Origin of the sequence: Nostoc sp. (assembly GCF_036916975.1) — a bacterium.
GTDB lineage: Bacteria > Cyanobacteriota > Cyanobacteriia > Cyanobacteriales > Nostocaceae > Nostoc.
This window is the reverse complement of the sequence record NZ_JBALFF010000112.1, coordinates 1-9,453: the sequence shown is the minus strand read 5'-3', so window position 1 is coordinate 9,453 and position 9,453 is coordinate 1. Positions and strand designations below refer to the sequence as shown.

Annotated in this window: 11 protein-coding genes; 10 read left to right on the top strand and 1 reads right to left on the bottom strand. The window is 46.2% G+C overall.

Annotated elements, in window-relative coordinates; translation table 11 throughout:
• The first annotated feature begins 352 nt into the window (after positions 1-352).
• Entirely contained in the window at positions 353-2,410 is a 2,058-nt protein-coding gene (locus V7K73_RS26470; RefSeq protein WP_334884547.1) for an HDIG domain-containing metalloprotein, read from the top strand.
• Here the strand turns inward: V7K73_RS26470 and V7K73_RS26465 are convergent.
• Positions 2,327-3,313: a glycosyltransferase gene (locus V7K73_RS26465; protein WP_334884551.1), complete on the bottom strand. Its 987-nt coding sequence runs from the start codon at positions 3,311-3,313 to the stop codon at positions 2,327-2,329. The two genes, V7K73_RS26470 and V7K73_RS26465, sit on opposite strands and share 84 nt — an antisense overlap.
• Positions 3,314-3,629: 316 nt before the next feature.
• Between V7K73_RS26465 and V7K73_RS29950 the strand changes: the two genes are divergently transcribed.
• The 9 genes from V7K73_RS29950 to V7K73_RS26425 all read left to right on the top strand — a co-directional run bounded on the left by V7K73_RS29950 (position 3,630) and on the right by V7K73_RS26425 (position 9,408).
• Positions 3,630-3,719, top strand: coding sequence for a hypothetical protein (locus tag V7K73_RS29950; protein WP_442936169.1), 90 nt, complete (start codon positions 3,630-3,632; stop codon positions 3,717-3,719).
• A complete protein-coding gene (locus V7K73_RS26460; protein ID WP_334884545.1) occupies positions 3,706-4,260 on the top strand; it encodes an HdeD family acid-resistance protein in 555 nt (184 codons plus the stop codon). The genes V7K73_RS29950 and V7K73_RS26460 overlap by 14 nt, the downstream gene beginning before the upstream one ends.
• Before the next feature lie 284 nt (positions 4,261-4,544).
• Complete coding sequence (locus tag V7K73_RS26455) at positions 4,545-5,108, top strand: DUF3611 family protein (protein ID WP_334884543.1); 564 nt, start codon at positions 4,545-4,547, stop codon at positions 5,106-5,108.
• An 11-nt stretch (positions 5,109-5,119) separates the two neighbouring features.
• Positions 5,120-5,242: a hypothetical protein gene (locus V7K73_RS26450; RefSeq protein WP_334884541.1), complete on the top strand. Its 123-nt coding sequence runs from the start codon at positions 5,120-5,122 to the stop codon at positions 5,240-5,242.
• Complete coding sequence (locus V7K73_RS26445) at positions 5,232-5,756, top strand: universal stress protein (protein WP_334884539.1); 525 nt, start codon at positions 5,232-5,234, stop codon at positions 5,754-5,756. Before V7K73_RS26450 ends, V7K73_RS26445 begins: the two co-directional genes overlap by 11 nt.
• A gap of 22 nt (positions 5,757-5,778) precedes the next feature.
• On the top strand, positions 5,779-8,193 hold the full coding sequence (locus tag V7K73_RS26440; protein WP_442936791.1) for a phosphoketolase family protein: 2,415 nt from the start codon (positions 5,779-5,781) through the stop codon (positions 8,191-8,193).
• A gap of 46 nt (positions 8,194-8,239) precedes the next feature.
• Entirely contained in the window at positions 8,240-8,605 is a 366-nt protein-coding gene (locus V7K73_RS26435; RefSeq protein WP_334884537.1) for an HPF/RaiA family ribosome-associated protein, read from the top strand.
• 19 nt (positions 8,606-8,624) lie between these two features.
• Entirely contained in the window at positions 8,625-9,092 is a 468-nt protein-coding gene (locus V7K73_RS26430; RefSeq protein ID WP_334884535.1) for a class I fructose-bisphosphate aldolase, read from the top strand.
• Positions 9,058-9,408: a class I fructose-bisphosphate aldolase gene (locus tag V7K73_RS26425; RefSeq protein WP_334884533.1), complete on the top strand. Its 351-nt coding sequence runs from the start codon at positions 9,058-9,060 to the stop codon at positions 9,406-9,408. Before V7K73_RS26430 ends, V7K73_RS26425 begins: the two co-directional genes overlap by 35 nt.
• The last annotated feature ends 45 nt before the right edge of the window (positions 9,409-9,453 follow it).

Below are 9,453 nucleotides of genomic sequence, written 5' to 3'. Positions count from 1 at the left end.
AGAAATTATGAAGGTAGTTCTGGCAAGGGTTGTAGAGTTTTTGTTTACATAACTTTACAACGTGTCCCATTTTGCACGTATCCCGGCTGTACCCCATTCTCTCATAAAATTTTTGGTTCTTCGGTAGGTGTTATGCTAAAAAATTAATTAAACCCCAAAATTCCCTTTAAAATCGAGGCTTGTAGGCGATTATAAACTCAATTTTATTGCCAATGCTCAAACGGTAATCATAACGCCTGTTATTATTGCCCAATAAGGGTTTCAAACTTATTTGCAGACGTTTTTAGCATAACAGGTAACTAGACCTAAGAGTAAGCGATCGCATCTAAAAAACCGTCTCTATTCTACTGGGATGTTTGTGTTTGTCGTACTATCTCTCTCCAGTGGACTAGGCTACCGTTTTTATAACCAACCAAAACTAGATGTAGGTAAGATAGCTCCCCAAACGCTTACCGCACCAAGTTCAGCCAATGTTGAAGATGTAAAAACAACAGAAGAAAGACGCAGGGAGGCTCGTAGCGGTGCTTCAGCAGTCTGGGTTGACGACCCAGTAATTAATGAGCAAATTCACCAAAATCTCCAGCAATTATTCACAAAAGGCAATCAAATCCGCGAAAATTTGGGCAATTTTCCCTTTGTTAAGACTTCAGTGTTGTCCACTGCTACACAAACTTACCTGCGACAAGCACCAGAACCTCAATGGCAACAAGTATTACGAGGTTTGGATAAAAATAGCAATCTGACTGGTTTAAATTCTGCCCAGCAGCTAGCAGTAAAAAAACTGCGAACTTACCGAGAGTCTAACTCCTCCCAGGCTTTTGCTCAACTATTAAAAGCGATCGCCCAAGCTCGTCAGCGCTATAATATCAGCCTAAAAGCCCTGAGCGCGATGTCTAAAGACAACACGCAAAGCGTCTATGCCCAACCCGAAACCCTTTACGATGCCACTTTCTTAAACCTGTCTGATACAGATTGGCAAAAAACTCAAATCCAAGTGCGTCAAACTTTAGACCGAATGTTAGCACAGGGCATTTATCCAGGGTTATCCAAAACAAACCTGAACTATGCAATCGGGATGCAGGTGAGTGTTTCTGTGCCAGAAGCAGCACAATCTTTAGCAAGGCGATTGCTATCAGAGGCGATCGCACCAAATTTAATTAAAGACATTGAGCAAACCAAGCTGATTGCAGAACAAGCCGCCCAAGAAGTAGAACCGACGATCGTCAGCATTCAAAAAGGTGAAGTTATCGTTCAGGCTAGAGCAAAAATTACCCAGGCTGATTTTGTTCTATTAGACCACTTTCACTTGAGTCAACGCGGAATCGATTGGCTGCATCTGATTCGTTTTAGTGGGATGGTGGGATTGGCTGTGGCTGTTTTCAAACTGGTAGAACGAAGGATTTACGCTAAATTACGACGGAGCGATTATCTCTTGATACTGCTTCTTACTCTCAGTGCGCCGTTGCTAATAATTTTGACCAAATCATTTACAGGCTTACCTGCTATTGGTTTGCTTGTTGGTAGCTTCTACGGTACTGCGATCGGAGGTACTGTTATGGGGTTACTAACGATATTGCTCTCAATGGGAACGGAACTTAGCTGGCATTATTTAGTACCTAGTGCAGCTGGCGGAATTCTTGGCGGATTGATGGCGGGACAATGGCGATACCCTGGTAGAGAAGCACTGCGAACGCGAGAGGAATTAGCTACCTTGGGAATCTTAATTGGGTTGACGCAGGGAGTAGTTTATTTGTTGGTCAACACTGCGATCGCACCCCTTTGGTATGCTGTGCTGGGTGCAGCAGTCCTCAACGGTTTAGCAGGGTTAGTTTGGAGCATCTTAGCACTAGGTTTAAGCCCCTACCTAGAAGCTTTATTTGATCTAGTCACGCCTATTCGTCTGGCTGAATTGTCCAATCCCAACCGACCTTTATTAAAACGCCTAGCTAATGAAGCTCCTGGAACCTTCCAGCACACACTGTTTGTCGCTACTCTAGCAGAAGCTGCGGCACGAGCATTAAATTGTAATGTGGAACTGGTTAGGGCTGGGGTTCTCTATCATGACATTGGTAAAATGCATGACCCTCTAGGATTTATTGAAAATCAAATGGGAGGTATTAATAAACACGATGTGATTAATGATCCCTGGAAAAGTGCCGAAATTATCAAAAAGCATGTGAGTGAAGGGTTGGTAATGGCTCGTCAACACAAGCTACCGAGCGCTATTCAGGCATTTATTCCCGAACATCAAGGAACCATTTTAATTGCATATTTCTACCAACAAGCACAGCAACAGCAACAAAATCCTGAAAAAGTTTTACACGAATCAATGCACCACTGTATGCTGCAATCCTCCCACATTGCTGGCAATTACGGGTGTTCCGGCTGCCATCGCTTCAATCGCCACTAAACCAAAAGGCTCGTAGTAACTCGGTACAACGCACATATCCCCTGCGGCGTAGTAAGCAGGTAACAGCGCTTGAGAAATTCGTCCAGTGAAAACTGTAACGGCTTCCAATCCCAGGTCGTTCACCAAAGTTTGAATGCGTTGTTGTTCTTGGAAGTCTGCTCCATCTTCACGGCTACCACCAACTAGATAGAGTTGAAATGTTAAAGGCAAATTGGCGCAAGCTCTGACTAGGGTTTCAACTCCTTTGCGGGGGTCAAAACGTCCTACATACAAGATTATCTGAGAATCTGCATCAATTCCCAACTGTTGGCGAGCAACTTCTTTACTTACAGAACCAAAGTGTTCAGTATTAATCCCGCAGGGAATGACTTTAATACGTCCATACTGCGAAATTAACTGACGTAAATCTTCCGCTTCTTGAGGGCTAGTGGATATTACATAATCTGCTTGTTCTAAAATACCGTTCTCCACACAATGACGAATTGCAGCAATCTGCGGTGGATTCTCCACATTACGGTATTTAACTGCCCCTATAGAGTGATAAATATGAACTTGGGGTAATCCCAATCGAGATTTAAGTTCTAATCCTACCCAAGCAGAAAGCCAATAGTTAGTGTGAATCAAGGCATAGCTGCGCCCTGTTCGTTGTTGAAAATTCAGCCAGGCTTCTACAAATTCTGGTAAATATTCAAATAAATCGTTTCTAGTAATGAATTCTGCTGGCCCAGCATTTAAACGAATAGTGCGACACCCTGGTGCTAATTCCACAATTTCTTCTTGGGCGGGGTATTCGCGTCGTGTGAACATATCAACCTGACAGCCGCGTTTTGCTAATGCTAATGCTAATGCTAATCCCAATTCTCGCACGTAGACATTTTGACCACCTGCTCCTTCTTTACCAATTTCAGCTGTCGGGTCGCCATGAACTGAAATTAGGGCATAAATGGGTTGAGAATTTGGCGTTTCTGTAACAGAATTTTCTAGAGATTTAACTAGATTTAGGGTTTGAAGCCAGAAGCAATTATCAACAAGTCATATTTAGTGTTTGAGTTGATGTATAAATTATACAAATTCTGATAACCCATTCAAAAGCGTTAGATGAAATTGAACTTATTTACCTAGCAAGATATAGGAAGTATTCGATGTTTTATGTTCTAGTGAAAAAGTAGGGAACTAATCAGGAATTTTGCGGAGGTCGAGAGTTAATCAACAAAAAGTGATGAGCGAGTGCAACGGTGAAGAAATTCTTCGAGAACTCTGCGGTCATTTAGGATTTGATTCAAAAGGAGATCAACATGAGAATTATTGAGCCTGAAATTGATGAGCAAATTGTTAGCTCTGGATGGACAACCGCGATCGCTGTTCTCATGATCCTATTGGGCATCATTGCAATCGCCTTTCCCTTCTTTGCTAGCGTTGCTTCAACCTTAGTATTTGGCTGGGTATTTATCTTTGCCGGAATTACTCAAATCGTTTATGCCTTTCAATCGAGAGGTGCAGGTAAAGTCGTCGGGAAGCTGATTCTCGGTCTTTTGTATCTCTTGGCTGGAATTTTAGTAGTGGCAAATCCGCTAAAAGGGGTGCTGGCCTTCACGTTAGTCTTGGGCATTACCATTTTTGTGCAAGGCATCATTCAAGTGTCCATTGCATTTCAAATGCGCCGGATTTCACCTAACTGGGGATTGATGCTGGTGAGCGGTATCATCGGCATTATTTTCGGTATTTTCGTTTGGTCTAACTTTCCGTTTGGCGCAGTTTGGCTAATTGGCACTTTCATTGGAATCAATCTCTTGTTTGATGGAGTTTGGATGCTGACTCTGCATTCAGGACAGCGACGCGTTTTACAGTAGAGATTCAGAGCCGCACCGCACACAGCAGGACTAGTGGTATGCATTTGTCGAGTGTGCCTCACAGTTTGACACTCCGAATTTTAGATTTTAGATTTTAGATTTTGAATTGTTTTTGGTTCAAGCCCCGCCCGAAGTCAAGCGGAACAAATCTAAAATCGTCAATTTAAAATCTTTAAGCTGTGTCCCCTTGTGGGCGCAGTCAATCCAAAATCGCAAATCTAAAATCCAAAATTGTTTGACATACCTGCTATTTTTCAAAGCCAAGATTTAGAGAGCAATGCCTTATGTCTACCTACCTAGAATCACAATCTCATCCTTCAGAGAGGCAGCAAGCTGCTAGTTTACTGCGATCGTTGGGGTGGAGTGGGTTTTGGATACAGTTTGTTTTAACCATTATTTCTCTTCTCATTTTAGGGTTCGCTATTCTCGATCCGACTCTCAACCTCAATCTCAAATCAGGGATCGGTTTGCTGTCCGCAATTGGGGGAATTGCTGCTTTAGGCTTAAGCATTTACTGGTTCTTTCGCTACGTTCATCTTGGGCAACAATTGTCAGCCCCGGAACCAGCTTTACATCCTAGCCGCAAGGAAATAATTCAAGTTTTACAACTAGGAGTTGTAGTTAACTTAGCAGCAATGTTAATGACGCTAGTCGGCATCGAAACAATTGTTGGAACATTGCTCCTGAAAACGCTTTCAGTTCCGCAAGGAGCCGCTATCTATCGGACAGGGCAATTGATTGAGCCAATTCATATTTTTGTTGTACAAGCAAATATCTGTATGATTGTGGCTCAATTTGTGGGAATTGGAATTCCATTTTGGCTTGCAAGTCGTGTAGAACACCATTAGAAGAGAATACTATGAGTGACTTAATTGTGATTGGGGTTAATGATGAATTTGAAGTAGCGAATTCTATTCGCCCAATACTTTTCAAACATCCTCTAAGTGAGATTAACCTGAAGGCTCGAAATAATGAACTTTAAACGCATTCTGGTTGCCATTAATCATTCTCCTTTAACATCTATTGTGTTTGATCGGGCACTGAATTTAGGGCAGCAAGAGCAAGCTAATTTGATGATCCTTCATTGCCTCGTAGATTTTACTGCGATCAATCCAGGATTCGAGTCAGGTGGGAGGTTTGGACTCTATCCGATCAACACTGGGTTTTCTCAACCATTTCGCGAGGAAACACTTCAGCTAGAGATTGAGCAGGCAAAAGTTTGGTTACAAGAATACTGTCATCAGGCAACTGCCCGAAATATTTCTGCTGAATATCAACACCATTTTGGTGAGCCAGGGGCAACGATTTCTAGTGTTGCTCAAGAATGGAATGCTGATCTGATCGTATTAGGTCGGCATGACCACTCTGCGATGGGCTACGCCCCGCTGGAAGCGATCGCAGAATTTTTCGTAGGTAGTGTCAGCAATCATGTGGTTGATCATGCGAATTGTTCTGTTTTAGTCATAAAAGATACAAATCCTGATAAAGATAAATAAAGAGGCAATAACCGTGAAAGCAATTGATCGGACTAGCGTATTGAGCTTAGAAATTGGGCAATCAACCATAAAAACAAAGACCCTTTCCCCAGAATTACTCCACAAGATAGATGCCTACTGGCGTGCCGCCAACTATCTGTCGGTTGGGCAAATTTATCTCTACGACAATCCATTGCTGAAGGAGCCTCTGAAACTGTCCCATGTCAAGCCCCTGGTGGTTGGACACTGGGGTACGACACCGGGACAGAACTTCATCTATGTACACTTGAATCGAGTCATCAAGAAATATGACCTAGATATGCTCTACATCGCTGGCCCTGGTCACGGTGGTCCAGCAATTGTGGGCAACGTTTACCTCGAAGGCACCTGGAGCGAAGTTTATCCCAACGTCACTCAGGACGAAGCTGGGTTGAAAAAGCTGTTCACGCAATTCTCATTTCCTGGTGGGATTTCCAGCCACGTTGCACCGACAACGCCGGGGTCGATTCACGAAGGTGGTGAGTTGGGGTACTCGCTCAGCCATGCTTTCGGCGCTGCCTTCGACAATCCCTCACTGATTGTCGCCTGCGTCATCGGCGACGGGGAAGCAGAGACAGGCCCCTTAGCGACCGCATGGCAGTCCAACAAGTTACTCAACCCAATTACCGACGGTGCTGTGCTGCCAATCCTGCACCTGAATGGCTACAAAATCAACAACCCAACCCTCTTAGCTCGTATCGAGCATGAGGAGTTAGAGCAATTTCTTAGAGGTTGCGGCTGGACACCTTACTTTGTGGAAGGTGACGAGCCGGAAAAGATGCACGAACTTATGGCCAGCACCCTGGACAAGGCGATCGCAGATATTCGGCAAATCCAAAGCAATGCACGGGACAAGAACGATATGACTCGCCCGCGCTGGCCGGCGATCGTCCTGAAGTCGCCCAAGGGCTGGACGGGGCCAAAAGTTGTCGATGGTCTGCAAATCGAAGGCACATCGCGATCGCACCAGGTGCCGCTACTGGTGAACTCCGAGCATCCCGATCATGTCCAGCAGTTGGAAAGTTGGATGAAAAGCTACAAGGCAGAAGAACTGTTCGATGAAAACGGATGTCTCCTGCCAGAATTAGCTGAACTAGCCCCGAAGGGCGATCGCCGCATGGGTGCGAACCCCCACGCCAACGGCGGCATACTACTGCACGACCTGCAAATGCCAGACTTCCGCGACCACGCGGTGTATGTGCCTTCACCTGGTGCCGTTGACGGTCAAGATACCCTCGTACTGGGCCAATTCCTGCGTAATGTAGTCAAGCTGAATCAGCGGAATTTCCGCATCTTCGGTCCCGATGAGACACTCTCGAATCTTTTGGGCGCGGTGTTTGAAGTCACTAATCGTCAGTGGGAAGCGCGGGAAGAAAAAAATGATGAATTCCTCGCGCCAGCCGGACAAGTATTGGACTCGATGCTCAGTGAACACCAGTGCCAAGGTTGGTTGGAAGGCTATCTGCTAACTGGGCGGCACGGGCTATTCAACAGCTATGAGGCGTTCATTCGCATTGTTGATTCGATGTTCAGCCAGCACGCCAAGTGGCTGAAGGTAACATCGGAACTGCCCTGGCGACGGAAGATTGCATCGCTGAACTATCTGCTGGCCTCCCACGTCTGGCAGCAGGATCATAACGGCTTCACGCACCAAGACCCCGGTTTTCTCGACCACGTGATCAACAAGAAAGCCGATATCGTGCGTGTGTACCTGCCACCCGACGCGAACTGTCTGCTATCGGTTTTTGATCACTGCTTACGCAGCCGACACTACGTGAATGTGGTGGTTGCTGGCAAACACGCGCTCCCGCAATGGCTGAGTATGGACGCGGCGATCGTGCATTGCACTGAAGGCATTGGCATCTGGCAATGGGCTAGCAACGACCAGGATACCGAGCCGGATGTGGTGATGGCTTGCTGTGGAGATACGCCGACACTGGAGATTTTGGCTGCCGTTTCCATCCTGCGCGAACATCTGCCCGATCTGAAAATTCGGGTAATTAATGTCGTCGATCTGATGAAGTTGCAATCCGAGAGCGAACACCCGCACGGACTGAGCGAAACGGATTACGATTCGCTCTTTACCAAAGACAAGCACATCATCTTTGGCTTTCATGGATACCCCTGGCTGGTGCATCGGCTGACCTACCGCCGTACCAATCGCAATCTCCACGTCCGGGGCTATAAGGAAGAGGGCACGATCACAACGGCTTTTGACATGAGGGTGCAAAATGACCTGGATCGCTTTCATCTGGTGCAAGACGTGGTGGATCGTCTGCTGCATTTGGGTAGTAAGGGAGACTATCTCAAGCAGATGATGCAGGACAAGTTGATCGAGCATAAGCATTATATCGACAAGCACGGCGAAGACTTGCCGGAAATCCGCAACTGGAAGTGGGGCGCAGGAAATAATTCGTAATTCCATCTGAATATTAAGCCAATCACAATTACAACAGGAGAACATCGTGCAAATCCAAATCCATACCGGCCATAACATCGAAGGTCACGAAGCACTAGCCACTTACGTTAGTGGTGTAGTGGAAGAGAGCCTGAGCCGATTCAGCGATCGCATCACTCACGTTGATGTTCACCTGAGCGATGAGAACAGCGACAAGAAGGGCGGCGATGACGATATGCGCTGCATGATAGAAGCCCGCCTCAAAGGCCGCCAGCCCATCGCGGTAACACATCAGGCAGCGACCTTAGACCAAGCCGTTGACGGGGCGGCTGATAAATTGACCAGATTGATCGATAGCACTCTCGGACGGCTGCACCATCAAGACAATCACAGAACTGACCCACCTCTGTCTAGCTCAATTAATAGTCAATAAATTTTCCCAGGAGTCAGAGATGAATGCACAAGACCTTATAGACACTGCAAGGATGCTGGTTGCCGACTACAAAGGTCTGCTGGCGATGGATGAAAGTAATCCAACCTGTAACAAACGATTCGCAAAGCTAGGCATTCCGCAGACTGAAGAAGCCCGACGCGCCTATCGAGAATTAATTATCACCACGCCCGGTCTTGGTGAATACATTAGTGGCGCGATCCTTTACGATGAAACGATCCGCCAGCAAAAGCAAGATGGCACTCTCTTTGTGCAAGCCATTACCGATGCGGGAATCATTCCCGGTATCAAAGTTGATATCGGTGCTAAGGATATGGCAGGTCATCCTGGAGAGAAGATCACCGAAGGTCTGGATGGATTGCGCGATCGCCTCAAGGAATATTTTCATAAGGGCGCTCGTTTTGCCAAGTGGCGTGCGGTGATTACCATCGGCGTTGGTATATCCCAGCCGGGGTTGTATCGAGGCTAACGCCCAGGCATTGGCTCGCTATGCTGCGTTGTGCCAAGAAGCCGGATTGGTTCCCATTGTCGAGCCAGAAGTGCTTATGGAGGGATCGCATACCCTGTCGAGGTGTAGCAAGGTAACGGAGGAAGTCCTACAAACCGTCTTCAACCAACTCTACACGCAACGGGTGATGCTGGAGGGCATGATCCTGAAGCCCAATATGGTGCTTCCGGCATTGACTTGTTCTCAACAAGAATCGGTGGACGAGGTGGCTGATGCCACGGTGAACTGGGGAGCAATGCGATTTTGTGAGGTCTGGTCAAAAATCAGCGATCGCTAAAAATTATATTTAGGTACAAGGTGATTTTATTTGCAAATAAAATAC